The organism is Streptomyces sp. AgN23 (assembly GCF_001598115.1).
Lineage (GTDB): Bacteria > Actinomycetota > Actinomycetes > Streptomycetales > Streptomycetaceae > Streptomyces > Streptomyces antimycoticus.
Map to the genome: position 1 here is coordinate 217,703 of NZ_CP007153.1, position 25,194 is coordinate 242,896.

General features: G+C 69.9%; 18 protein-coding genes and 7 pseudogenes. 10 read left to right on the top strand and 15 right to left on the bottom strand.

Annotated elements, in window-relative coordinates:
* Positions 1 to 10 precede the first annotated feature (10 nt).
* Positions 11 to 718, bottom strand: a pseudogene (locus tag AS97_RS01045) (MMPL family transporter); the annotation flags it as partial.
* Between the two features lie 121 nt (positions 719 to 839).
* Between AS97_RS01045 and AS97_RS01050 the strand changes: the two are divergent.
* A complete protein-coding gene (locus tag AS97_RS01050; protein ID WP_086708717.1) occupies positions 840 to 1,568 on the top strand; it encodes a DJ-1/PfpI family protein in 729 nt (242 codons plus the stop codon).
* A 261-nt stretch (positions 1,569 to 1,829) separates the two neighbouring features.
* Here AS97_RS01050 and AS97_RS46665 read toward each other — a convergent pair.
* Positions 1,830 to 1,977, bottom strand: a pseudogene (locus tag AS97_RS46665) (IS5/IS1182 family transposase); the annotation flags it as partial.
* A 424-nt stretch (positions 1,978 to 2,401) separates the two neighbouring features.
* Positions 2,402 to 2,704, bottom strand: a pseudogene (locus AS97_RS01055) (FAD-dependent oxidoreductase); the annotation flags it as partial.
* Between the two features lie 294 nt (positions 2,705 to 2,998).
* On the opposite strand from AS97_RS01055, the gene AS97_RS01060 reads away from it, so the two are divergent.
* The 6 genes and pseudogenes from AS97_RS01060 to AS97_RS01095 all read left to right on the top strand — a co-directional run bounded on the left by AS97_RS01060 (position 2,999) and on the right by AS97_RS01095 (position 8,038).
* Positions 2,999 to 3,688 carry a rhodanese-like domain-containing protein gene (locus AS97_RS01060; protein ID WP_210564164.1) on the top strand — a complete coding sequence of 230 codons (690 nt, stop codon included), beginning with the start codon at positions 2,999 to 3,001 and terminating at the stop codon, positions 3,686 to 3,688.
* A gap of 251 nt (positions 3,689 to 3,939) precedes the next feature.
* A complete protein-coding gene (locus AS97_RS01065) occupies positions 3,940 to 5,304 on the top strand; it encodes an MBL fold metallo-hydrolase (protein WP_210564165.1) in 1,365 nt (454 codons plus the stop codon).
* 145 nt (positions 5,305 to 5,449) lie between these two features.
* Positions 5,450 to 6,199: a sulfite exporter TauE/SafE family protein gene (locus AS97_RS01070; protein ID WP_059148147.1), complete on the top strand. Its 750-nt coding sequence runs from the start codon at positions 5,450 to 5,452 to the stop codon at positions 6,197 to 6,199.
* A 511-nt stretch (positions 6,200 to 6,710) separates the two neighbouring features.
* Positions 6,711 to 6,914, top strand: a pseudogene (locus AS97_RS46670) (hypothetical protein); the annotation flags it as partial.
* 238 nt (positions 6,915 to 7,152) lie between these two features.
* A pseudogene (locus AS97_RS01090) lies at positions 7,153 to 7,315 on the top strand (IS701 family transposase); the annotation flags it as partial.
* A gap of 312 nt (positions 7,316 to 7,627) precedes the next feature.
* Entirely contained in the window at positions 7,628 to 8,038 is a 411-nt protein-coding gene (locus AS97_RS01095) for a Rid family hydrolase (RefSeq protein WP_059148145.1), read from the top strand.
* A 56-nt stretch (positions 8,039 to 8,094) separates the two neighbouring features.
* Here AS97_RS01095 and AS97_RS01100 read toward each other — a convergent pair.
* From AS97_RS01100 to AS97_RS01110, 3 genes and pseudogenes are all read right to left on the bottom strand, one after another.
* Positions 8,095 to 8,463, bottom strand: a pseudogene (locus AS97_RS01100) (transposase); the annotation flags it as partial.
* 144 nt (positions 8,464 to 8,607) lie between these two features.
* On the bottom strand, positions 8,608 to 9,708 hold the full coding sequence (locus AS97_RS01105; RefSeq protein WP_247204190.1) for a glycosyl hydrolase 53 family protein: 1,101 nt from the start codon (positions 9,706 to 9,708) through the stop codon (positions 8,608 to 8,610).
* Positions 9,709 to 9,734: 26 nt separating this feature from the next.
* Positions 9,735 to 12,140, bottom strand: a complete 2,406-nt coding sequence (locus AS97_RS01110) for a glycoside hydrolase family 44 protein (RefSeq protein ID WP_247204191.1) — start codon at positions 12,138 to 12,140, stop codon at positions 9,735 to 9,737.
* Between the two features lie 566 nt (positions 12,141 to 12,706).
* Between AS97_RS01110 and AS97_RS01115 the strand changes: the two genes are divergently transcribed.
* From AS97_RS01115 to AS97_RS46675, 3 genes and pseudogenes are all read left to right on the top strand, one after another.
* Positions 12,707 to 13,036 (top strand): hypothetical protein, encoded by a 330-nt coding sequence (locus AS97_RS01115; RefSeq protein WP_210564168.1) that lies wholly within the window; start codon positions 12,707 to 12,709, stop codon positions 13,034 to 13,036.
* A 300-nt stretch (positions 13,037 to 13,336) separates the two neighbouring features.
* Positions 13,337 to 14,173: an SAM-dependent methyltransferase gene (locus tag AS97_RS01120; protein WP_210564169.1), complete on the top strand. Its 837-nt coding sequence runs from the start codon at positions 13,337 to 13,339 to the stop codon at positions 14,171 to 14,173.
* A gap of 154 nt (positions 14,174 to 14,327) precedes the next feature.
* Positions 14,328 to 14,592: pseudogene (locus AS97_RS46675) on the top strand (IS701 family transposase); the annotation flags it as partial.
* A gap of 6 nt (positions 14,593 to 14,598) precedes the next feature.
* Here AS97_RS46675 and AS97_RS01125 read toward each other — a convergent pair.
* Genes AS97_RS01125 through AS97_RS01165 form a run of 9 tightly spaced genes read right to left on the bottom strand, consistent with a single transcriptional unit; the run spans position 14,599 to position 25,038 of the window.
* Positions 14,599 to 15,480, bottom strand: coding sequence for an aldehyde dehydrogenase family protein (locus AS97_RS01125; protein WP_059148139.1), 882 nt, complete (start codon positions 15,478 to 15,480; stop codon positions 14,599 to 14,601).
* On the bottom strand, positions 15,473 to 16,912 hold the full coding sequence (locus AS97_RS01130) for an aldehyde dehydrogenase family protein (protein ID WP_086707176.1): 1,440 nt from the start codon (positions 16,910 to 16,912) through the stop codon (positions 15,473 to 15,475). The genes AS97_RS01125 and AS97_RS01130 overlap by 8 nt, the downstream gene beginning before the upstream one ends.
* Before the next feature lie 3 nt (positions 16,913 to 16,915).
* Positions 16,916 to 17,875, bottom strand: a complete 960-nt coding sequence (gene deoC / locus AS97_RS01135; RefSeq protein ID WP_059148137.1) for a deoxyribose-phosphate aldolase — start codon at positions 17,873 to 17,875, stop codon at positions 16,916 to 16,918.
* Positions 17,868 to 18,875, bottom strand: coding sequence for an ABC transporter permease (locus tag AS97_RS01140; protein WP_059148136.1), 1,008 nt, complete (start codon positions 18,873 to 18,875; stop codon positions 17,868 to 17,870). Before AS97_RS01140 ends, deoC begins: the two co-directional genes overlap by 8 nt.
* Complete coding sequence (locus tag AS97_RS01145; RefSeq protein WP_210564170.1) at positions 18,872 to 20,410, bottom strand: sugar ABC transporter ATP-binding protein; 1,539 nt, start codon at positions 20,408 to 20,410, stop codon at positions 18,872 to 18,874. The genes AS97_RS01140 and AS97_RS01145 overlap by 4 nt, the downstream gene beginning before the upstream one ends.
* A complete protein-coding gene (locus tag AS97_RS01150) occupies positions 20,407 to 21,390 on the bottom strand; it encodes a sugar-binding transcriptional regulator (RefSeq protein WP_059148134.1) in 984 nt (327 codons plus the stop codon). The genes AS97_RS01145 and AS97_RS01150 overlap by 4 nt, the downstream gene beginning before the upstream one ends.
* A complete protein-coding gene (locus AS97_RS01155; RefSeq protein ID WP_059148133.1) occupies positions 21,387 to 22,904 on the bottom strand; it encodes an FGGY-family carbohydrate kinase in 1,518 nt (505 codons plus the stop codon). Before AS97_RS01155 ends, AS97_RS01150 begins: the two co-directional genes overlap by 4 nt.
* Entirely contained in the window at positions 22,901 to 24,046 is a 1,146-nt protein-coding gene (locus AS97_RS01160; protein ID WP_210564171.1) for a galactitol-1-phosphate 5-dehydrogenase, read from the bottom strand. The genes AS97_RS01155 and AS97_RS01160 overlap by 4 nt, the downstream gene beginning before the upstream one ends.
* Positions 24,043 to 25,038: a substrate-binding domain-containing protein gene (locus AS97_RS01165; protein WP_210564172.1), complete on the bottom strand. Its 996-nt coding sequence runs from the start codon at positions 25,036 to 25,038 to the stop codon at positions 24,043 to 24,045. Before AS97_RS01165 ends, AS97_RS01160 begins: the two co-directional genes overlap by 4 nt.
* Between the last annotated feature and the right edge of the window lie 156 nt (positions 25,039 to 25,194).

A 25,194-nucleotide genomic window follows, 5' to 3' on the forward strand; every position in this document is an offset into this window, starting at 1 on the left:
ATGATCGCTGCTATGGCTCAAGACATCCTGCGTGGGGAGATGCACGAGGACGCGCCGACCGCGACGGGCGGGGTCTGGCCGTGACCGTCCGTGCCGTCTTTCTGCCGATCCGCCGTGAGCCGTTCCCCTCGATGTCGAGGTCGGGCAGCAGCCGGTCCAGCCACTTCGGAAGCCACCAGCCCGCTCGGCCGACGAGCGCGAGGACGGCGGGGACAAGCGTCATCCGGACGAGGAAGGCGTCGATGCAGACCACGGCGAGGGCGAAGGCGATCGGCTTCAGCATCGTGTTGCCGCCGGGGATGAAGCTCTCGAACACCGCGAACAGGATGAGGGCGGCGGCGGTGACCACGTGGGAGGCATGGCGCGAACCGGCCAGGACGGCTTCCAGTGGCGCGGCGCCGTGGACGTGCGCCTCGCGGATGCGGCTGACCATGAACACCTCGTAGTCCATGGCGAGTCCGAACAGCACTGCCATCACCAGGATTGGCAGGATGCTGACCGCCGGACCGGTCTCGGCGACGCCGAGCGCGCTCGCGAGCCAGTCTCACTGGAACACGGCCACGACCGCGCCGAGGGTGGCGGCCACCGACAGCAGGAAGCCCAGACTGGCCTTCAACGGGACGATCACCGAGCGGAAAACCAGGAGCAACAGCAGCAGCGACAGGCCGACGACAACGAGCGCGAAGGGGATCAGAGAGCTCGCCAACCGGTCGGAGACCTGCGGAAACACGTCCTCGTACCGGAACTCTGCGACCGTCCGGAACGACCACTACGGAGGGGGCGGTCCACCAAGCGGGCCCGGTACCAACGCCCCGGCGCACACACAGAAGGGCGCATCCATGCACCGCAGAGAATTCATCCGCCACACGTCAGCAGCCGCGGGCGTCATATCCGCAGGGGCACTGGCTACCATCGCCCTGGACGATGGCGCAGCAGTCGCCTCGACGCGGCGCACAGACGCGCTGCGCGTCCACATCGTGATTTTCGACGGTGTTGAGGAGATGGACTGCATCGGCCCGTACGAGGTCTTCTCCGCCGCAGCCATGCACAGTCCGAACGGCATCGAGGTCCGGTATGTCACGACGGGACAGCCTGGGCTGGTCCGTTGCGGATACGGCACGGGCATAGAGGTGAAGTATCGGTGGTCGCCGGAAGCGGCGGACGTGGTCATCGTGCCCGGCGGCGGCTACGCCCACCGTGAAGGTCCCGGCGTATGGGCCGAAATCGATGGCGCCACTCTCCCCCGTGCCCTCGCTGCCGCTCCCCGTGAAGGGCTGACGATCAGTTCGCTGTGTACGGGAGCGGTGATTCTGTCTGCGGCCGGCCTGACGAAGGGACGCCCGTGCACAACACACCACGGCGCGAAAAACTATCTGAGGGAACAGGGCGGTCTCGTCAAGGACGCTCGCGTGGTCGATGACGGGGATCTTGTGACGGCCGGGGGTATCACCTCGGGTCTCGACCTGGGCTTATGGCTGGTCAACCGCGAACTCGGGCCGGATGTGGCGACGGGCGTGGAGACGATGCTGGAGTACGAGGCGCGCGGAACCGTCTGGCGGAAGAACTGACCGAGGGCGGTCCCGCCGGGGACAGATGAAAGGACTCGGTCGAGGAAGGGTAGCGGACACCGAAGCAGGTTGGCCGCTGGCGGGACCGTCAGAGGTGATAGACGCGATCGTCGCAGCAGAAGTTGCCGACCACGCGCAACCTTGGGCGTCGTTCCACTTGGTGAGTCGGCGGTAGTTGATCAGACTGGCGCCTACGGCGGTGAAGGTGAGGAAGTGCTCGGGTTTGCGCGCGTAGCGTCGGTGCGGGCGACGGCAGCCGGAAAGCCAGGACGTGGTGCGCTCGACCACCCGGCGGTGGCTGGCCAGCGGCTGGGAGGACTCGGTCTCGCGGCGGGCGATGCGGAGTGTAATGCCAGGTGCTCGTAGCCATCGACGCTGGGTCGTAGTCGTAGCCCTTGTCGCCGTGCAGCATCTCGGACGCCGTCGGCGCGGTCGGGTTCGGTCTCGTTACTGAGGTTGAACTCGTGATGTCGTGCTGTGTCAGGTCGCTCTGATCAGCAGGCCGGTCTCGGCGAGGCAGCCGTCTATGAGGTGGCTACGGTACGCCGAGCGATGAGCAACCGTGGAGGACTGCGCTGCTCGGGCCCAGCTTCGTAACTGCCGCGTGGGACAGAGCGCAGATGGCGCTCTGAGCGTCAGCGCCTACATTGCATGGAAGCTGTCGGCGCACTACCAGCTGTCGACTGTACTCCGCGCCGTGTTGGTAGCGGCAACAGCACTCGTCGTCGGTGGGGGCGCCGCGCTGATCTCCGGCCTGGTGGCGCGGCGCGGAACGGAGGACAAGCGGGTCGCACAGCGCTGTGTGTCCGTAGGTGCTGCCCGTCCTCGGTGACAACCCGGAAGCCCGCGCCGTCCCGGGAGATCCGCGTGACCTGCCCCGAAACGACACGACCGCCGTACGAAGCGACCTCCTCGCGCCCGAGCCGCAGTAGCTCCAGAGGAGAGATGCCCTCGCGGCCGAGCACACCATGGGCGCCGGCAGCCGGAGCATTGCGGGGCTCACCCTTGTCGATCACCAGAACCGACCGGCGCACCCGGGCCAGATTCAAAGCCCCGGAAAGGCCGGCGGTCCCACCCCCGACCACCACGACGTCCCAGGTCTGTTCACCATCTCGTATCCACTCGAACTCGCTCATGCCATCAGCGTGCGACGGCGCCACGGATGCCGCAAAGGTTCATGCTGTCCTGGCAAGACGCGCTGGCTCTGGCCGCCGGGGATGGCTCGCCGATCGGCCGACGGCCCCGGACCACGCCGAGCATCTTGCCAGTCCAGCAAGAGGATTCGTCGCCTGCGGATACGTGTGTGCAAGCTGCGTCCAGATGGTTCCGGCCCCCAACTGAAAGCCGCTATCTCCAGGACTCGGTCGTGTTCCCGCATTCGTTGGGAATTCCTCCGGATCGAGCGGCATGCCTACTTGAGGACGCAGCAGATGGAAAATCGCCACGTCGTGATCATTCCGATCGAGATCGATGAGGAGAAGGAAGCCTCTTATCTCGCCGCATGGCAAGATGCTGCGGAGGTGATGGCGGCGCAGCCCGGCTTCATTCGGACGTACATGTTCCGCACGATCGTTCCGGGGAGCAAATTCTCTCTCGTCAACGTGGCGGAATGGGAGTCCACCCGTCACTGGGAAGAGGCAATGAATGTCTGCCCGATGTTGGGACAGCAGATAGCCGTCGTCCATGCCTCGAACTACGAGGCGATCCGGACGGTCCTGCCCACGCAGAGCCTGAGTTCCGGCGACGGTCACATGCCCGCTGACCTGTCTCCTGCTGAGGCGCGTCGCCGCGCCGAGGACGGGCAACTCACACTGGTCGATGTCCGTGAAGACGATGAATGGGCAGCGCGTCACCCGGCCGGCGCCGTCCACGCCGCGCTCAGCACATTGCCAGCGTCGCTGTCGGATCTGCCTGACGGCCCACTGGCCTTCGTCTGCCGCACAGGCAACCGCAGCGCGCAGGGCGGCGTGCAGGCGATCCGCGCGGGCCGGTCTTCCGTCTACAGCGTGGCGGGCGGCCTTGAGGCGTGGGAAGCAGCGGGGCTGCCGGTCGTCCTTCCCGAAAGCGAAAGCGCCGAGAACAACGGCGATCGCGTCGCAGATGCGGTGCGCGAGGGCTGACGAAAGCAAAACCGGCAGATAACCGTCGCATACGTCCGCCGGCATGAGGCCGGCCGGATACGCCGTCCGCCCGCAGTCTCCGGAAAGTTCGCTACCGCCATTCCAGACGGTGACCGTTTGCGCAATGGCCCAGGAAATGAGAACCGCGGATATCGCGAGCGGTTCGGAGTGGCGCAACGGTTCCGGAGCTGCGGCGGCGGCTTCCCGAAACGGAATTACCCGGGTACGCCAGCCCGGAGAGGAGTCACGCCATGTTTTTTGTCGACACCCTGGAGTTCGAGGGACTGGGCAACCGTAGCTATCTGGCAGGGGGTCGGAGAGCTGCGGTCGTGGTCGATCCGCCGCGGGACGTCGATCAGGTGATCGCCCTCGCTGCGCGGCGAGGGGTGCGCATCGCCTACGTGGCGGAGACGCACTTGCACAACGACTACGTCACCGGCGGTCTGGAACTGGCCCGCCTCACCGGCGCCCGCTACCTCGTCCCGGTCGGGGCCCGCGTCTCCTTCCCTCGCACTCCTGTCGCGGACGGGGACGTGTCCGAGGTGGACGAGTACCTGGTGCTGCGCGCGATAGCCACCCCGGGCCACACCCCGCACCACACCTCGTACGTCCTGGAGGAGGAGGGAAGCCCGGTGGCTGCTTTCACGGGCGGCTCGCTGCTGATCGGCTCCGTGGGACGACCGGACCTGGTGGACCCGCGGCTGACCGAGCAACTGGCCCGTGCCCAGCACGCCTCCGTCCACCGGTTGGCGGCGACACTCGACGACGAGGTGCCGGTGCTGCCCACGCACGGTTTCGGCAGCTTCTGCTCCTCCTCCCAAGCCGAGGGCGACGCAAGCACGATCGGCCAGGAACGCGCCGGCAACGACGCATTCACCCTGGATGTCGACGACTTCGTGAAGCGGGTCCTGGCCGGGCTGGAGAACGTGCCCGCCTACTACACGCACATGGGCCCGGCCAACGCCGCCGGACCCGGGCCCGTCGACCTGACCCCGCCCGAGCCCGCCGACGCCGCACAGATCGCCGAACGGCTGGCGGCGGGTGAGTGGGTGGTGGACCTGCGCAGCCGGGTCGCCTTCGCCGACGGCCATGTGGCCGGATCGTTCAACTTCGAGGGCACCGGCAAGCTGGCCACCTATCTGGCCTGGCTGATCCCGTGGGGCAAGCCGGTCACCCTGCTCGGCGACACCCCGGCGCAGATTGCCGAGGCGCAGCGGGAGCTGACCCGGGTCGGTATCGACCGCCCGGCCGCCGCCGCCACCGGTGATCCAGCCGCCTGGGTCCGTCAGGGCGAACGGCTCGCCTTCTTCCCCCGCGCCGGCTTCTCCGATCTCGCCGCTGCACACATGCGCGGCGAGGACGTGGTGGTGCTGGATGTGCGCCGGGATTCCGAACGTGCGAACGGCTTCATCGAGGGCTCCGTGCACATTCCGCTCCACGAACTGCACGGCCGGGTCGGCGACGTGCCGGACGGCACGGTGTGGGTGCACTGCGCCGGCGGGATGCGCGCGGCGATCGCCGCTTCTCTCCTGGACGCGGCCGGACGACAGGTCGTCGCCGTCGATGACAGCTTCGAGGCGGCCGCCGACGCGGGCCTGAGCCTCACCCGGTCATGAATCCCTTGCTCCACCTGCACAGAAGGCACGTGATGTTCCTCTACCGCCAGGCTCTTGGCTGCCTCGGCCCCGTACAGGCCCGCCCCCGCGTCACCGGTACCGCAATGCCGTCGGCCGGCGACAGCAGACACAGTGGGCGAATAGCGTGACCGCCCTGATCCTGGCCCTGATTGCAGGAGCCGTTGTCGGCCTGATGCTCGGCGCCCTCGGCGGCGGCGGCAGCGTCCTGGCGGTGCCCGCCCTGATCTACCTGCTCGGCTTCACCCCCGCCTCAGCCACCACCGCCAGCCTGATCATCGTCACCGCCACGTCTCTGACCGCCCTGTACGCGCACGCCCGGGCCGGGCGGGTGCGGTGGAAGGCCGGAGCGGCATTCGCAGCCGCCGGGATTCTTCCGGCGGCTGTCGCCGGGGCCGCCTCCGCCCACCTGCCTCAAGCCGTCCTCACCCTCGCCTTCGCCGCCATAGCCGCCCTCTCCGCCATCAAAATGCTCCGGCCCGCTGACACCGCCCGCCCCAAAGACGGCGGTGTACGGCCGGGCAAGGCAGCCGGGGCCGGTGCCGCACTCGGCACGCTGACCGGACTGCTCGGTGTGGGCGGCGGCTTTCTCGCCGTCCCCGCCCTGGTCACCGTCCTGGCCTTCGAGATGGATGCCGCAGTCGGCACCAGCCTGCTGATCATCACGGCCAACTCACTGGCCTCCCTGGCCACTCGCTCCGGCACCGCTGCCTCGGTCGACTGGGCGCTGATCGGCCCGTTCATCGGAACCGCGATCCTGGGCGCCTGGGACGGAAAGCGCATAGCCGCGAAGTTCTCCGCGCCCCACTTGCAGCGCATCTTCGCCGTGGTCCTGCTGGCCGTGGCCGCCTTCATGCTCGCCGACGCCGTGACGTGACAGCAGCCCAGACCGGCGACAACTTGTCCAGGCGGGCCCGCATCCGCCCGGTATCCCCGGCCGCCAACCCGCCCTCCTCTCCGGTTGGCCTGGTTTGCCGAGGTATCGCCCGCGCTCTGTACCGTCATGCCGGGCCGCGCGATGGCCAGCCTGATTACAGCCAGGCGATCGAGCGGGAGATCGAGTACGCGGCCATAGCGAGGGGTGTGCACCTGCAGCGGCACACCCATCCAGAAGATCTCCCGGACCAGCAGCCAGCTGCCTGACACCGGGCAGTGTTCGTTCCGTCTTTTCGATGGCACTGTCACAGCTGACGGGCGTCGGTGTGGCGGCTGCTGACCGGGCGGCTGGGGTGGACTCTGCAGCGTCCCCAGCGCCGGGCGGTCGAGCGGGACGAGTCCGAGATCGCCCGATGGGTCACCCATGAGTGGCCACGCATCAAAAGGGGGCGGTGAAGAAACGTGCCTGGATCGTGTTCTCCGACGAGTCGGGCGTGTCGCTGCTCCCACAAGTGCGTCGGGCCTACGCGCCCCGCGGCCGTACCCCCACGCTCCGGCACCGGCTGAACCGGAAACGCGCCTCGATGGCCGCCGCGCTGGGATACCACGCCGCCGACGCTGAGCGCGGTCCGCGATTGTGCTTCCACCTCAAGCCGGGCAGCTACGACACCGCCACGCTGATCGAGGTTCTGGAGCAGGTCAGAGGGTTCTACGCCGGCGAGCCGGTGGTACTGGTGTGGGACGGACTGGCCGCGCACTGGAGCGCCCTGCTCCAACGCGGCCCGCACCTTTTCGACCTGGGCGTCATCAAGCTTGGGCGGCCGCCCCGTGGCCGGAGATCGCCGCAGGGCTGGGGCCCCACCCTGTTCCCACTGGCGCTTCCATCGCCGCACACTCTCGGGACGGACCCCAGCATTCCCGCGATCTGCCCATCGGGGCGTCCCTGCTACCGGAGAACTCCGGAGCCCTGCCCCCGGCTGGCACCGTCACATGACCCTTGCCATGGCCTCCCACGCCTGCCTGACCGTCCTACGAGCCCGAGAGCTGGATAACTGGCAAAGCAGAAACGGATCCTCCCAGCTCATCCACCTCAGCCTCGCCGAAGTCCGACGGCTGATCACCCACCTCACCGACCGCCGACCCAGGCCTGTCGAGCACATCCTGCACTGGTCGACCTGGCGCCGACGACGACAACACCAGTCCCGCACCAGCCACTACAAACGACGCGGACACATCCCCTGACCTGGCTATCCGTCACGGCAAGCACCGTTGTAGTGCTATGGGGTGTCTCTTCGATCACGTGAGATCCATTCGGCGGCTGACGGCAGTGGCCCATCACGGGAGTCGACGGGCCAGGAAAATGCGTCGAACGCGGCGTCGACCTTTGAGAAGGTCGTGAATGACCCGGAACTGCTGCGAAAGGAAGCCCGTGCCGCGTGCCGTCACATTGATTCGCTCTGCCTCCCTGTCCGATGTTGCCGAGTACGCCTACGCGGCCACGGCCCCGGCCGAGTCGCGGCTGATCTTCCTGGCCGGAGCATGCCCACTGAATGAGGACGGCTCCACTGCGGCGATCGGGGACATCGCGGGGCAGGCGGCCAAGGCTGTGGAGAACATGCGGACGGCTCTGACGGACTCCGGCGCGTCACTGCACGATGTCATCAGCACGCGCGTTCTCGTCGCCTCCCACCGGCGGGAGGACCTGGTGACCGCGTGGGAGGTTGTCCGGACCGCGTTCGGCGACCACGACGTGCCCAGCACATTGATGGGTGTCACCGTGCTCGGCTATGACGGCCAGCTCGTAGAGATCGAAGCCATCGCCGCCGTGCTCGATTCCTGAGCCGACGGGCCATCCCTGCCGAGGGACCAACCGCCCCGCCCGGGTTTTGGCTCCGGTCACGATCGGAGCCAAATGAGGAGGGCGGCAGCGGTGACGGTGCCGAGATAGACGTACCCGCGCTTGTCGTAGCGAGTGGCAACGGCTCTGAACTGTTTGAGCTTTCCGATGGCCCGCTCCACCGTGTTGCGATCTTTGTACCGGTCCTTGTTGAAGCCAGGGGGCCGTCCGCCGCATGAACCCCGGCGCAGGCGGGCGGCCTTGTGGTCCTTCTTCTCGGGGATCACGTGCCGGATACCGCGCTTGCGGAGGTAGCCGCGGATCTTGCCATTGCTGTACGCCTTGTCGGCGCTCACGCTGTCCGGGGTGCGGCGGGGGCACCCGAGCCCCGCACGGGGAACGCGGATCTTGTCCATGACCGGCTCGAACTCGGCAGCGACCTGCCTGATCGTCGCCTCGGGCCGTGACTGGTGCAGCACGACCGCGTCCGCCCTGAACTGCGGCGGATGGTTCTGCATGACCACGAGATGTCCGTTCTCAGATCCTGAGGATCGCCCGTCGCCTGCCCGGTGCTATGAGGTCCATCTGATGGCGGGGTTCAGTCGCCCGGTCCAGTTGAAGACGGCCATGTTGTCCCAGCCGTCCCCGCTGTTGTTGATGTCGGCCGGGTCCCAGCCGTTGCCCGGGACCGCGTACCAGGTGGGCTCCCAGTAGAAGACACCGATCGCACCGGCGTTGCGGGCGGTGTTCTGTACGTCGGTGAAGTTGGCGGCCTGGCCCGTCCAGGTGAGTGGATAGCCCGAGCAGCCGGAGGTGACCGAGTTGCCGGTGCTGTCGGCGTTCGCCGTGGTGAAGGGGTACGCGGTCTCGGCGATGACCACGTCCTTGCCGTACCGGGACCTCATGTCGGCGACGACGTCGTACAGGGTGGACAGCGTGCCGTGCCACATGCAGTAGTACGACAGCCCGGTGATGTCCCAGTTGACGCCCTTCGCCTTGATCCCGTCGTAGAACCAGCGCGCATGGGCGTCGCTGTCCGCGTTCGCGGTGTGGATGATCACCTTGGTGCCGCCGTTGCACGCCTTGGTGGCGTCCGCGCCCGCCCTGAGCAGGAGGCTGAGGTTGGTGAAGTCGTTGTTGACCATCTTGCCGTCGTTCCACAGCATGCCGACGTTGATCTCATTGCCGAGCTGCACGCTGTCCGGGGCGGTGCCCTGGGCCTTGAGGCTGGTGCAGACGTCGTAGGTGTAGTTGTAGACGTCGGTCTGCAACGCGCCGATGCCGTGGCTCGCCCAGGCCGCGGGCTTGCGCTGATTTCCCGGGTCGGCCCAGGTGTCCGAGTAGTGGAAGTCGACCAGCAGCTTCAGGCCCTTGGCCTTGACCGCCCGTGCGTAGGCCAGCACCTTGGCCTTGTTGTTGTAGCCGCTGGCGGGGTTGTTCCAAAGCCGCAGGCGCACGTAGTTCACCCCGGCGCCCTTGAGGATGTCGAGCGGGTCCGCGGCATTGCCGTTCGCGTCGTAGTACGTGGCGCCGAGGTCGAGGGCCCGCTGCGCGGTCGACACATCGGCGCCGCGCATGCTGAGCGCGTTCGCGGCGGACGCTTTGGCCGGCACCGTGAGCAGGGCCGCCGCCAGGGCGATCACGGCGAGCAGGGCGACCTCGAGCGTGCGCATGCGCCCGGGTCCGGGTCGGCGCACGGTCATCGCCTCCTCATCCGATACGGCACCGCGGCCGCTCCCGGCGCGTGGCCGACCGGGGCCGCGATATGGGCGGCGGCCACGGTGCCGGGGGCGGTGCAGGGCTTGCCGTTCAGGGTGAAGTCACGTGGCGCCCGGTTGCCGCCGGTGTAGGCGCCGTTGAAGCCGACGGTGGTGGAGGCGCCGGTGGCCAGGGTGGCGTTCCAGCCCGCGTCGTCGACGGTGACCGCGGTGGCGTTCTGGCGCCAGGTGCCGTTCCAGCCGCTTGCCACCTTCTGGTCACCGGTGAAGGAGAAGCCAAGACGCCAGCCGTTGAGGGCGGGGCCCTTGTTGGTGAGCGTGATGGTGGCCGTGAAGCCGGTGCCCCAGTCGTTGCCCACCGCGTAGCCGACCGTGCAGGTGGCCGCCGGGGCCGCGGCGGTGGTCACCTCGACCGGCGTCGATGGCGGGGAGCTGCGGCCCGCGGTGTCCTTGGCCACGACGCGGAAGGTGTAGGCGGTGGCCGGGGACAGTCCCGTGACGGTGGCACTCGTGGCGGGGGCGTCGACCGTGGCGACCGGGGCTCCCGCGGTGTCGCCGGAGTACACCTGGTAGCTCGCCACCGGGGACGATCCGGCGGTGGACGCGCCCCAGGTGAGGGTGGCCCGGTCGGAACCGACGGCGGTGGCGGCCGGGGCGCCGGGCGCGGTGGGCGGCTTCGCCTCGGAGGATCCGGCGGGCAGGACGTACTCCGTGATGGAGTAGGCCGGGAACGTGGTGGTGAAACCGCCGTCGGTCAGCGGCTGATCGGCCAGGTGCTTGATCGCGGTGACGTCGTCCTGACCGTACCGGTAGACCTGCGCCGCGCCGCCCGGCGCGGTACCGCCGGTGACGGACACCGGGGCGGTCAGATCACCGGTGGTCTTGTTGACGACGATCACGGTCAGCGCCTTGTCGCCGCTGCGCTGGGCCGCGTAGACCGCGAGCTTGTCCTGGTCGGAGCTGGCGGCGTGGACCGCGGTGTCACCGAAGGAACCGCCTTCCCCGTCGTAGTTGCGGAACATGCGGAAGGCGAAGGCGCCAGGCTCGGTGGACGCCGGCGGATCCCACAGGGTGGCGAGGTCCAGCCCCTCCCGTCCGAAGATGCCGAGCACATCGGCCTGGGCGAGGGCCCCGTTGATGTGGTCCAGCGCGCCCCAGTTGTACTCGGTGATGGCGAGCTTGGTGCCCGGATAGTTCTCCTCGACCAGGGAGCGCATGCGCGGGATGAACTGGACGGGCTGGTTGATCCAGCTCTCGTCCACGTACGTGGGGTCCCACAGCTGGCGTGTGGAGCGCAGCCTCAGGGCCTGGGTCTGCGGGTCGACGTCGCCGCTGAACACACCCGTCTGCTGTGGGTAGATGTGCTCGTCGAAGTAGTCCAGGATGCGGCGGTCGTGCGTCTGCTCATACGCCTTCATCTGCTGGAGGTACCAGGGGGCGAACAGCTGTCCGCCGTGGGCCGCCCGGTCGGGCGGGTTGGACCAGCAGTCGCCGCCCTTCTCGTTGCAGGTCTTCTGGTCGAGACCGGAGTAGACCAGGGAGTTGAAGCCCCAGCCGACCGGGCCGAGGGTCTTCGCCCCGGGGTCGGCGTCCTTGATGGCGGCGGCGGTGGCGTAGGTGCTGTCGCGCATCTCGTCGTAGCCCGTGCCCTCCGGGTGGACGTCCCGGTGGGTGCTCGACCACAGGTCGGGCTCGTTGTCAAGGTTGTAGAAACGCACGCCGCCGTCATCCGCGGTGCCGTAGGTGCGGTTCAGATACTCCACCCAGCCCTTGGTGAACTCCGGACCGGCGGGGACGCTGGTCTCGGCCGGGTCGTTGCCGGTGACGTTCGTACCGTCGGTCTTCACGCCGTTGCCGCAGTCCGGGCGCCACTGGGCGTCGTTCGCCTTCTGCGGGCCGTATGTGGCGATGCTGAAGCCGCAGGCGGCGTTGCGCGCCGCGGTCGTCCAGCCGCTCATCGGCACGGTCAGCACGGTGTCCGTGCCGGTGCGGCGGTTCTGCTCGACGAACTTGTCGGCCTCCGAGCCGTTCGGCAGGTCCGCGGTGCCGTTCTCGTAGTACAGGTTCTCGAAGTACCAGTCGGCGCCCGCGTTGTACGCGTCGAGCTTGTAGTTGTAGCGGGTGGTGGCGTTGCCGCCCCATCGGCGGACCGGCAGGCGCAGCTCCTTGGCCAGTGCCTCGTCGGCGAAGTTGATCCCGTAGATGTGCGGGTCGATCGCCTTACGGCCGGTGGTGGTGTCGACGCTGAGGGCGGGGCCTTCCGGTGCGGCGGAGGAGGCGGCGGGCCGCGCTCCTCCCCCCGGTAAGGCGCTCGCCTGGTGGGGACCGGCCAGACCGGCGGCGGCCACCAGCAGTACCACGGCCACCGGCGCGGCTCTCGAAGTCATGCGCCACGGTCTCGACGTCATACGCACGAACCTCCTTCTCAACGACCGTGCCGACAGCAGGACAGGACAACCAAGTATGGGAGCGCTCCCATCTAACGCATAGTCAGTGAACCCCCCCGGAAGTGTCAACCACCTCGACCGAACCCGGCCACACCCAACCTCCACCCCCACACCCCGTGCCTCATACATCAGCCGCGGGTGGACCCGGCCCCATGCCTGCCTGGCGGCCTTCCCCTTCCACCGGCCCATACGCTCCAGCCCGTGCGTGAGCAGCCGCGCGACCTCCTCGTATCCCCGCCCCACGAACAAGCACATGACCAGCACGAAATAGACGACCACCCGAGCCTGCGGCAACCACTGCCACCGCTCAGCCCGGCCGCACTCCGCGATCACCTCGTCCGCTGACTCTGGCGGAAACCCCTGAGTCAGCACCCCAGCGCGAACCGATCCCACACCTGCCGGCGACTCCACCTGTCCCGGCCCTGGCACACCCCGCTCAACAACCGCCGATAATCGCGACATCCACGCTCATGCCGGCGGTGTGCGGGAACGCGATGGGGCCGATCGTGACGTTCGGGGCGAGCCGGCTGGCGCCGCCGATCAGACAGGTCCTCTCCGCGGGCGTGGGCCACGAGGACTTCAGGACCCAGGTCGAGATCGCGGGCAAGGCGGATGCCTCCGGATACCTGGCGGGACGGTCGATCTGGCGGGACGCGGTGTCGTACCACGTCCCGGCCGAGCGCGCCGCCGCGATCGAACTCGCGGGCGGGCGACTCGACGAACTCAACAAGGTGACGCGGGCCTACGGGCGCCCAATCCACCCGGCCGCCTCACTTCCCGAGGCGATCGAGGCCATGCCCGACGGCTGGTTCTCCTCCTGGCACCCGGCCACCTGACCCCACAGATCGCGGTGCCCGACGGGGACACCCGGGCCCCTCGGGCACCGCGCCCCGCCGCCCCGCACCCGGCTGCCGGCTCGGCCGCCGCTCCGCGGGCCGGGGGCAGGGCCGGGCCGGGGCCTGCTCGGAGATCCGCGGCTCGCGCGCGTACGCGGAACATCTCCACTTCCCCTCCGCCCCCAACCCCCTTACTTCCACTGGTGGTTGGCTGACTCTCGCGCATATGACCGCGGGAAGGGCCTATCCTGACCGTGCGACTTGGCGATCATGAAAGCGCACCCCCACCTCGGAGCCCGCATGTCTCGCGAACTGCCCAACGCCTTGAACCTGCGCACGGACAAGGCACACTCCGCCCGGATGTACGACTTCTATCTGGGCGGTAAGGACAACTACGAGGCGGACCGGGAGGCCGCCTTCAAGGTCGCGGCCGCGTACCCCGGCATCTTCGTCTGCGCCCGAGAGAACCGCGAGTTCATGCACCGCGCCACGCGCGTGCTCGCCCGGGACTATGGCATCCGGCAGTGGCTCGACATCGGCACCGGCATTCCGACCAAGCCCAACCTGCACGAGGTGGCACAATCGGTGGCACCCGAGGCCCGCATCGTCTACGTGGACAACGACCCGATCGTCCTCGTGCACGCGCAGACCCTGCTCAGCAGCTCCGCGGAGGGCCGCACCGCCTACATCAGGGCAGATGTCAACGAGCCCGACGCCATCCTCCGGTCCCCCGAGCTCATCGAGACACTGGACCTGACCAAGCCCGTGGCCCTCAGCCTCAACGCGCTCATGCACTTCGTCACGGACGCCCAGGACGCGCACGGGATCGTCCGCCGCCTGATGGACGCGCTGCCCTCGGGAAGCGCCCTCGCGCTCAGCCACTGCACACCGGACTTCGATCCCCAGACCTGGCAGAAGGTCACCGACATCTACGACCGGGCCGGAACCCCGGTGCAGTTCCGTGGCAAGGCCGCCGTGGCGGATTTCTTCACCGATCTCGACCTGATCGAGCCCGGTATCGTCGTCGGCCACCGCTGGCGGCCGTCCGCCGGGAGCGGTGGAGATGCCTCCGGAGACGGCCCGGCACCGAGCGATGCCGACGTCAGTCTGTGGGTCGGTGTCGGCCTCAAGTCATAATCCCCTCCCCCCCATCGCCGTTGCCGTGGCCCCGTACCCCGGGTGGTGCCCTGCCGCCGACGGATCCGAGGAGGAGATCGGCAAAGCTGCCCGTTGTGTGGTGATCGTGTCCACGTGGGCGACGGCGGTAGCCCGAATGAGCGGTGAGCGAGGTGTCCGACCGGCCGGGGTGCGCTCCCGTCGGCCGGCCCGGGCAGCCGCGGTGGCCGAGCACGACCGGTGGGACGGCGTCCTGCCCCAGGTGCGGCTGCTGGCCCAATGGCCCGACGGCGAGGGTGCCCCGACCCCGGTTCCGGCTGTCGGACCTGCCCGACGACACCCCGATCCCGGAGCCGCTCCGCCTGGCGGAGACCCGGTGACGCGTCGAGCACGGCTACCGGGAACTCGAGCACGGCCTGGGCCTGGACCGCTTCGGGCGGGAACGGTCAGATCCCCACGGGGTGCCACACGGTCTTCGTCTCCAGGAACGGGGTGATCCTGGACAGTCCCGGTGCGGCCGCCCAGTCGGGGGACGGCCGCGGTCTCAGGACGCGTGTGAGGGTGGCGGCCGCCGCTTCCTCCAGTTCGGCTGCCCGCTCACCGGCTCCCGTCAGGTCCAGCGCGTTGACATCCGCGTGGGACGCCAGAGGCGGGGCCAGTTCCGCGAGGCGGCCGGTGAGGATGTTGACCACACCGCCGGGCAGGTCCGAGGTGGCCAGGGCCTCTGCCAGGGTGACCGCGGGCAGGGGATGCGGCTCGCTCGCCACCACCACCGCCGTATTGCCCGTCGCGATCACCGGCGCGATCACCGAGACCAGGCCCAGCAGCGGGGACTTCTGCGGCGCGAGGACCGCCACCACCCCCGTGGGCTCGGGTACGGAGCGGTTGTCGTACGGCCCAGAGACGGGGTTGGTGCCGCCCAGCACCTGGGCGACCTTGTCGGTCCAGCCCGCGTAGTACACCCAGCGGTCGACGGCCGCCGAGACCGTCTCCTCGGCCCGCGCCGTGTCCAGGCCCTCGGCATCGATGGTCTCCTGGACGAACTGGGCGCGCCGCCCCTCCATCATCTCCGCCACGCGGTAGAGGATCTGTCCGCGGTTGTAGGCGGTACGGGCGGCCCACGGGCCGAACGCGCGGCGGGCCGCGACCACCGCGTCCCGGGCGTCCTTGCGCGAGGCCAGCGCGGCGTGGGCCAGCGGCTCACCCTCGGCTGAGGTCACCGGATAGCTCCTCCCCGACTCGGATCGCGGGAATCCCCCGCCCAGGTACAGTTTGTAGGTCTTGCGCACCGGCACTCGGGCCGCGGCTGACAAGGGGAGCTCAGACATCGAGGTACGCCTCCAGTCCGTGTCGTCCGCCCTCGCGCCCGTACCCCGATTCCCGATAGCCCCCGAACGGGCTGGTGGGGTCGAACTTGTTGAAGGTGTTCGACCACACCACACCGGCGCGCAGCCGGCCGGCGGTCCACAGCATGCGGCTTCCCTTCTCTGTCCACACTCCGGCCGACAGGCCGTAGGGGGTGTTGTTGGCCTTTTCGACCGCCTCGTCCGGGGTGCGGAAGGTGAGGACGGACAGCACCGGTCCGAAGATCTCCTCCCGGGCGATGCGGTGGGCCTGGGTGACCCCGGTGAAGACGGTCGGCGCGAACCAATAGCCGCGTGGGGGCAGTTCGCAGTCGGGGGCCCAGTCCTGGCTGCCCTCGTCCCGGCCGGTCTGGGCGAGGGCGCGGATACGGGCGAGCTGTTCGGCGGAGTTGATGGCGCCGATGTCGGTGTTCTTGTCGAGCGGGTCGCCGAGCCTGAGCCGCGAAACGCGCTCCTTGAGCCGGTGCAGCACCTCCTCGGCGATGGACTCCTGGACCAGCAGCCGGGATCCGGCGCAGCACACATGGCCCTGGTTGAAGAAGATGCCGTTCACGATGCCCTCGACGGCCTGGTCCAGGGGCGCGTCGTCGTAGACGATGTTGGCGCCCTTGCCGCCGAGTTCCAGGGTGAGCTTCTTGGCGGTGCCCGCCACCGTGCGGGCGATCTCCCGGCCGACCTCGGTGGAACCGGTGAAGGCCACCTTGTCGGTGCCGGGGTGGGCGATCAGGGCGCGTCCGGTGTCGGCGGCGCCGGTGACGATGTTGACCACGCCCGGGGGCAGTTCTGCCTGCTGGCAGATCTCGGCGAACAGCAGGGCGGTGAGCGGAGTGGTCTCGGCCGGTTTGAGCACCACCGTATTGCCCGTGGCGAGGGCCGGGGCGATCTTCCAGGCGAGCATCAGCAGGGGGAAGTTCCAGGGGATGACCTGGGCCGCGACGCCCAGTGGCCGGGGTGCGGCGCCGAAGCCCGCGTGGGTGAGCTTGTCGGCCCAGCCGGCGTAGTAGAAGAAGTGCGCGGCAGCCAGCGGGATGTCCACGTCCCGCGACTCCTTGATGGGCTTGCCGTTGTCCAGGGACTCCAGGACCGCCAATTCGCGGGCGCGTTCCTGGATGATGCGGCTGATCCGGAAGAGGTACTTGCCGCGCTCGGCGGGGGGCATCGGCGACCATACGTGCTCGAAGGCCCGCCGGGCGGCGGTCACGGCGCGGTCCACATCGCCCTCGTCGGCGACGGACACCTCCGCCAGCGGTTCCTCGTCGGCCGGGTTGACCGTGGTGATCAGTCGCTCGGTGGGCGGGGTGAATGCGCCGTCGATGAACAGTCCGTAGGCGGGCCGCAGCGAGACGACGGCCCGGGACTCGGGTGCGGGGGCGTACGCGAAGGTGGTGTCGGCCATGCGTCAGTCCAGGGTGTAGTGGTCGGGGCCCGGGTAGGTGCCGGTGGCCAGTCTGGTCCGCTGCATCAGCAGGTCGTTGAGCAGGCTGGAGGCACCGAGCCGGAACCAGGACGGGTCGAGCCAGTCGGGGCCGGTGGTCTCGTTGACCAGTACCAGGTGGCGCAGGGCGTCCTTGGTAGTGCGGATGCCACCGGCGGGTTTGACGCCGACCTGACGGCCGGTGACGGCGCGGAAGTCGCGGACCGCCTCCAGCATGACGAGGGTGACCGGCAGGGTGGCGGCCGGGTTCACCTTGCCCGTGGAGGTCTTGATGAAGTCGGCGCCGGCGAGCATGGCGAGCCAGGAGGCGCGCCGCACGTTGTCGTAGGCGGCCAGTTCGCCGGTCTCCAGGATGACCTTCAGATGGGCCGGTTCGCCGCCGGGCCGGGCGCACGCCTCGCGGACCGCGACGATCTCCTCGTGGACCTTGCGGTAGTCACCGGCGAGGAAGGCGCCCCGGTCGATCACCATGTCGATCTCGTCGGCGCCGTCGGCGACGGCCTGGCGGGTGTCGGCGAGCTTGGCTTCCAGGGGTGCCCGCCCGGCGGGGAAGGCGGTGGCCACCGACGCCACGGCCACCGGGCTGCCGCGCAGGGCGTCCACGGCCACGGGCACGAGATCGGGGTAGACGCAGACGGCGGCCACCTGCGGGACGTCACGGTCCTCCGGGTCGGGCCGACGGGCCTTCGCGGACAGGGCGCGTACCTTCCCGGGGGTGTCGGCACCCTCCAGCGTGGTCAGGTCGACCATCCGGATGGCCAGGTCGATGGCGTATGCCTTGGCGGTGGTCTTGATCGAGCGGGTGGCCAGAGCGGCGGCGCGGGCACGGGCGCCCACCTCGTCGACGCCCGGGAGGCCGTGCAGGAAGGCGCGCAGCGAGGCGTTGTCGGTGGAGCGGGGCAGCCCGGGAGCGGTGTCAGGCACGGACGCCTCGCTTCTCCATCAGCATGTTGAGGATCAGGGCGACGATCAGGATCAGACCGGTGACGACCATCTGGAAGAAGGAGCCCAGGCCCATCAGGTTGCACAGGTTGCGCAGCACCGACAGCAGCAGGACCGCGACGAACGTTCCCATCACTCCGCCGCGGCCGCCGAAGAGATGGGTGCCGCCGAGCACCACCGCGGCGATGGCGTCCAGTTCGAGGCCGTTGAAGGCGGTGGGCTGGCCGATGGTGAGCCGTGAGGTCAGCAGCACGCCGGCCAGTGCGGAGAGGGCTCCGGAGATGGCGAAGACGGCGGTGATGACGCCCCGGACCGGCAGTCCGGACAGCCGCGCGGCCTCCTTGTTGCTGCCGACGGCGTAGATGTATTCGCCGAAGGTGGTGCCGCGCAGGACGAGGCCGGCGGCGATGGTGACGGCCACGAAGATCAGGCCGACGATCGGTATGTAGCCGATGAAGCCCCCGCCGAGCAGCTGGAAGGAGTGGGGCAGGTTGGCGCTGGTCGGCTCGCCGTCGGTGAGCAGGTAGGTCAGTCCGCGGATGGCGGTGAGCCCGGCCAGGGTGGTCATGAACGCGGGCAGGGACAGATAGGCGGAGAGCCCGCCCATGACGGTCCCGAACAGGGCGCCTGCGGCGACGCTGGCGACGATGGCCAGGACGACGTTGACATCGTCGCCGATCAGCAGCGCGACCGTCATCCCGCCGAAGGCGGCGACACTGCCCACCGACAGGTCGATGCCGGCGGTGAGGATGACCAGGGTCATACCGGTGGCGACGATGCCGGTCAGCGCCGACTGCTGGAGGAGGTTGGACAGATTACGGGTGGTGAGGAAGTCGGGTGTCAGCAGGCTCGCCGCGACGCACAGGGCGAGGAAAACCAGCACCAGGTTGAATTTGACGATGAGTTCGGCGCCACGGGGCCGGGCCCGTCGGGTGCCGGTGGCTGCCGCTGTCGGCTCGGCCACTGCGGAGGATGTGGTCATGATGCGGCCTTCGTTGCGGGGGTTTCTCCGGTGATGACGGTGTGGGCGATGGTGGCCTCGTCGGTGGTCCTGGGGTCGTAGCAGGCCACGTTGCGGCCCTCGTGCAGCACCCAGACGCGGTCGGCGTTGGCGGTGAGTTCGTTCAGCTCACTGCTGGCGAGCAGCACCGCGACACCCTGGTCAGCCAGGTGGCGCACCTGGCGGTACAGATCGGCCTTGGCTCCCACGTCCAGGCCCCGGGTGGGCTCGTCGAGCAGCAGCACCCGAAGGCCCCCCTTGGCGATCCACTTGGCGAGTACGACCTTCTGCTGGTTGCCGCCCGACAGCTTCCCCACCGGCTGGTCGGGTGAGGAGTACCGGACGCCAAGACCGGTCAGCGCGGGCGCGGCCCTGCGGCGTCCGGTGGTGTGCGGGGCGAGCCAGGGCGGCCGGCCCAGCGCGGTGACGGCGGCGTTGCGCGCCACCGACAGACCGGGCATCAGCCCCTGTTCCTTACGGTTCTCCGGCACCAGCGCGAATCCGGCGCGCACGGCGGCGGCGGGGCTCGACAGCCGTGGCTCGGCGCCGTCGAGCCGTACCGAGACCGACGCCCCGGTGTCGCCGAACAGCGCCGACAGCAAGGTGGTGCGGCCCGCGCCGCCGAGCCCCGCCAGGCCCGCGACCTCGCCGGGCCGGACCTCGATGTCGCGGACGTCGATCAGTCCGGGGCGGTGCACCCGGCGGATCTCCAGCAGTGCGGGGCCCTCGGGCCGGGGCCGGTCGGTGGGGCGCACCAGCTCACGGGACTCGCCGATCATCGCGGCGACCAGTTCGTCGGGGGTGGTGCGGGCGAGGTCGTGGACGGAGACCGAGCGGCCGTCGCGCATCACGGTGGCGCGGTCGCCGATCTCCATCACCTCGTCCATGCGGTGTGAGATGTAGATGACCGAGCGACCCTCCGCGGTGAGGGAACGGATCACGTCGAACACCTTGCGCAGATCGTTCTCGCCGAGGGTGGCGGAGGGTTCGTCCATGACGATGACCCGCGCCCGCGTGGTGAGCGCCCTGGCGATCGCGGTGAGTTGCTGGGCGGCGATGGGCAGTTCGCGGACGACCGCGTTGACCGGGAAGTCGCCGCCGACCCGGTCGATGGCCTCCCGCGCCAGTTCGGCCCGCCGTCCGCGGCGGATGACCGGGCCCCAGGCCGGGGCGCGGCCGAGCAGCAGGTTCTGGGCGACGGTCAGATCGGGCACCAGATCGAGTTCCTGGTAGATCACCGAGATGCCCGCGGCCATGCCGGCCTGGGGGCTGGTGAGCCGTACGGGCTCACCGTCGAGGCGGATCTCGCCCTCGTCCGGCTGTACGGAGCCGGCCAGGATCTTCATCAGGGTGCTCTTGCCCGCGCCGTTCTCGCCGAGCAGGCAGTGGGCCTCACCGGGCAGGACGGTCAGCTCGGCGTGGTCGTTGGCGAGGGTGCCGGGGAAGCGTTTGACGATTCCGCGCATGCTCAGGCGCGGGCTCAGCTCCGGCGGCCCGCCGGTGCCGGGCGCGTTCATGGCCTCTCCTTCCGGGACAGCCGTTCGCGGGAAGCGGGGTTGAGCAGATGGGAGGCGGTGTGGTCGTCGGTGATCAGGGTGTTGCACAGCCCGCTGGTGACCACGGCCGCGCACACGGTGTGCTTGGCGGTTCCGGAGGCCACCGCAACCGACACCGGGCTGCGGCGCAGGGCCTCCAGGGGCAGACCGAGGGTGCGGTCGTCCAGCGCCTGGTCGATGACCTCTCCCCGGGATCCGATGAAGCGTCCCGCCACATCGCCCACCGCGCCGGCCCTGGCCAGCCGTTCCACGTCTTCGGCGGTGAGGTAGCCCGAGCCGACCAGCACCGAGTCCGCGCCGATCGCACCGGGGCTGAAGAGCACCGTGTCGGCCTCGGCGGCCTGGGTGAGGACGTCGGCGACCGCGCTGTCCCGTTCCAGCACCCGGCGGGTGGTCTCCTGCTCCACGATGGCCGGGGCCGGCAGCACCGTGAGGGTGCCCTCGCCGAGGTGGGCGATCCGGCTGGCCATGTCCTGGGCGGAGCTGGGCCGCCGGGAGCGGCTGAGCCCGCCGTTGATCTGCACCACGTGGACGCCGTGGGTCCAGCCCGGGTTGAGACCGCGGGCCAGCAGATCCATGGTGCGGCCCCAGGAGACGCCGAGCAGCCGGGGGGACGGGCGCAGCCTGGCGAGATAGTCGGCCCCGGCCTCGGCGACCCGTGCCCGCAGCGCCTCCTCGTCGTCGGTCTGGCCGCGGGCGACCACCACGGCGTCCCGCAGCCCGAAGGCGTCCCGCAGCCGCTCCTCCAGGCCCCGCATCCGCGATTTGGGGTGGACCACCTGGATCCGTACGATCCCCGCCTGCCGTGCCTCGGCCAGCAGCCGGCCGACCTTCCAGCGGGTGAAGTGCAGGTCCTCGCCGATCTGCTCCTGGGTGAGGTCCCGCTCGTAGTACATGGAGGCGACCTGGTACAGCAGTGCCTCGTCCTCGGTGCCGCTCATACGGGCACCTCCGATCCCCATGGGGTGGTCAGCCGGTGGGAGATCGCGCGGGTGGCGGCGGTCGCCGCGCGGTAGTCGGCATAGCCTCGCTGGTAGACCTCGCGGTGGGTGCCGTCGGGCTCCACGGTCCGGGTGGGGAGGGCGAAACCGGCCGCGGCCTCGGCGAGCGAACCGGTCTGCCCGGTGCCGGCCGCCGCGATGACCGCGCACGCGCGCAGCGTGAGGTTGTCGCCCTCGACCAGCCGCAGCGGACGGCCGAGCACATCGGCCGTGGTGCGCAGCCACAGCGGGTTGTGACGGATGCCGCCGGAGACGTACACCTCGTCCACCGGCACCCCGCCCTCGACGAAGGACTCCAGGACCTGGCGGGTGCCGTACGCCACGCCCTCCACGGCCGCCCGGTAGATCTCCACCGGGCGGCTGGCGAGGGTCAGGCCGAGCACGGCGCCGCGCAGCCTCGGGTCGCGCAGCGGGGTGCGGTTGCCCATGAAGTAGTCGAGGACCAGCAGGCCGTGCTCGCCGGGCGGCAGGGCCGCGGCGTCGGCGATCAGCCGGGGCAGTTCGGCGCGGGGGCGTCCCAGCAGGGCCTCCCCCGCCCAGGTGAGGACGGAGCCGGAGCTGACCTGGCCGCCTTCGATCAGCCAGCGTCCGGCGTTCAGGGCGTCGGGGTAGGGGCCCCAGATCGTCGGTGGGAAGACCGGGGCGTCGATCTCGGTGATGAAGGCGGTGGAGGTGCCCGAGACCATGGAGACCCGTCCGGTGCGCGGCCCGCCGATGGCGAGCAGCGACAGATGGGCGTCGATGCCGCCCGCGCAGACCAACGCTTCCCCGCGGATGCCGAGCTCCTCGCGGGCGGCGGCGCCGACCGGGGCCACCGGGTCGCCCACCGGGACGATCCGCTCGGGCAGCTTGTCGCGCAGATCGGGGACGCCGAACGTCGCGTACAGGTCGTCGGGGAGCCCGGTGCCGAGTGGGTCGTGGTTCCACTTGCAGACGGCGTTCATCCGCGACCCGGCCCACTCCCCGGTCAGCCGCCAGACGAGATAGTCGACCGCTTCGGTGACGCGGTGCGCCGCGCGATAGGTCTCCGGTTCGTTCCTGGCGAGCCACATGGCCTTCGGTACCAGCCATTCGACGGCGTCCGCGCCGCCCGTGTAGGCCAGTACGGGATGGTCCGCGGCCGCTGTCAGCTCGGACTCCGCGCTGGCCCTGGCGTCCATCCACAGCAGGGCCGGGCGCAGCGGGCGGCCCGCGGCGTCGAGGACGGCGACGGTGGAGGCGGTGGTGGCCACGGCGAGCCCGGCCACGGCGGGCGAACCCGCCTCGGCGAGTGCCGCCCTGACCGCGGAGACCACGGCGCGCCACCAGTCCTCGGGATCCTGCTCGGCCCAGCCGGGGTGCGGGAAGACGGTGGGATAGCCGCTCTCGCCGCGGCCCAGCGTGGCGCCGTCCGCCGCGTAGACGCAGACGCGGGCGCTCTCCGTGCCGAGGTCGATGGCCAGCAGCGCGGTCATGGACGGTCTCCGTTCGGCAGGAAGAGCACCTTGGAGCTGAACATGGACCGCTCCCCCAGCTTGCGTATGGTGTCGCCCAGATCGTCCAGGTCCAGCTCATGGGTGATCATGAACTTCCAGCGCAGCCGGCCGTCCGCCATGGCCTGCGCGGCGAGCCGCCACTCGTCTCCCGGGAAGGGTGCGGAGAAGGAGTTCCACGCGCCGTGCAAGGTGATCTCGCGGCGCAGGAAGGCGCTGAAGGTGGACTTGGGCAGCACCACCGGATCGTGCGGGATGCCGATGAAGACGGCCTGGCCGTGCCGGGCGGCCAGCGACACGGCCTGGTCGGCGGTGGCGGGAACGCCGGCGGACTCGACGATGACGTCGAAGCCGGGCCCGGCCAGCTCCCGGGCCTGCTCGGGTGTGGTGGCGGTCCGGGTGGCACCGGCCTCCAGCGCCATGGCCGCCTTCTCCTCGCTCACATCGATCGAGAGCACCTCGCTGGCGCCCTGGAGCAGCGCCCACTGGATGGCGAACAGCCCGATGGGGCCGGCGCCGACCACGGCCACCCGGTGGCCCGCGCGCAGCTTGGTGCGCCAGATGGCGTGCAGGGCGATGGCGGCGGGGTCGAGCATCGCGGCGGCCCGCGGGTCGAGATCGGCGGGCAGCACCAGCAGATTGTCCTCGGGCACGGCCACGTACTCGGCGTAGGCCCCGGGCCGGCGGCTGCCGAAATAGTCGTAGTCCTCGCAGAGGCTGTACCGCCCCTGGGTGCAGGGGCCGCACCGGCGGCAGGGGATCAGCGGCGGCACGGCCACCAGGTCGCCGGCCCGGACCGTGCCGGAGGCGGCGAGTTCGGAGCCGAGCGCCACCACATGGCCGGAGAACTCGTGGCCGCAGACCAGCGGCAGGTTGTAGGCCACCTCGGGGCGGAGCATCCGGGAGATGTCCGAACCGCAGACGCCACAGGCGGCGACGCGCACCAGCGCCTCGCGGGGGCCGGGCTCCGGTACGGGCAGGCGCTCCACCCGGATGTCGCCCGGGGCGTGCAGCACGGCGGCTCGCATGGTCTCCGGCATGATGGTGTCGTTTCCTTCCACAGGGTGGGTGTCCGGGGAGTGGGTGTCCGGGGAGTGGGTGTCGGGGCCGGATGCGCGGGTCACCGCGCACCCTCGGAGGCGAAGGTCGTCCCGCCGACGTACTTGTGGGCGTTGTCGCGGTCGACCAGCGCGGTGCCGGCGTCGATGGACGCGGCGACCTTCTTGCCGTCGGCGACGTCCTCGGCGGTCTTGACCGCGGTCCGGCCCAGGGAGATCGGGTCGTTGAGGGCGGTGGCGGTGTAGGGGCCGTGCTGGTCGATGGCCTTGACCGCCTCCATCAGACCGTCGACCCCGGCGACCTTCACATCGGAGCGGCCGTTCTCCTTGAGCACCTGGAGGGCACCGAGTGCCATGTCGTCGTTGTGCGCGTAGACGGCCTTGACGTCGGGGTTGGTCTGGAGCAGGTCCTGCATGGCGGTGACGGCCTTGGAGCGAATGTAGTCGCAGTACGGGCCACTGACGATGCGGATCTTCTTGTTGGCGGCGACGGCCTTGTGGAACCCGGCGCTGCGGTCGCGCGCCACGGCACCGCCCGCGTCACCCTTGATCTCGATGATCTTGCCGCCCTTGGGGCCCAGCTCCTTGGCGATCCGCTCGCCGACGAGCTGCCCCATCGCGGTGTTGTCCCGGCCCACATGCGCGGTGGCCCCGGAGGGCACCGGACGGTCGACGGTGACGACGGACACTCCGGCGGACTTCGCGGCGGCCAGTCCCGCCTTGACCCCCTTGGGGTCGACGGGGTTGACCATCAGCACGTCGACACCGCGGGTGATGAGGTCCTGGATGTCGTTGTTCTGCTTGGTCACGTCGCCGCCCGCGTCGGCGAAGTAGAGCTTCGCTCCGGCCTTCTCGGCGGCCTTCCGCGCGCCCTGGCGGAGCTGGACGTAGAACGGCGACTGCTGGGTGGCCTGGCTGAAGCCGATGGTCAGCGCTCCGGATCTCTTGTGTTTACCTGAGTCGCCGGAGCCACCGGGACTGGTCGACACCGAGCAGGCGGCGAGCGCCAGGAGAGAAAATGTTCCGAAAAAGATCCCGAGAATGCGATTGATGCGCATATGGGCCTCCAGATGTGGTCCTGGCGAGGGACAGTAGATCTGGAATTAACCTCACAGCAACGGGCGCGCATTTTTTTGCTCGTATGAGCACGGGGCGGAACGGAGTGCCTCACTTCGGTCACTCAGTGCGATGAAGTCGCGGCCAGGTCGCCGCGG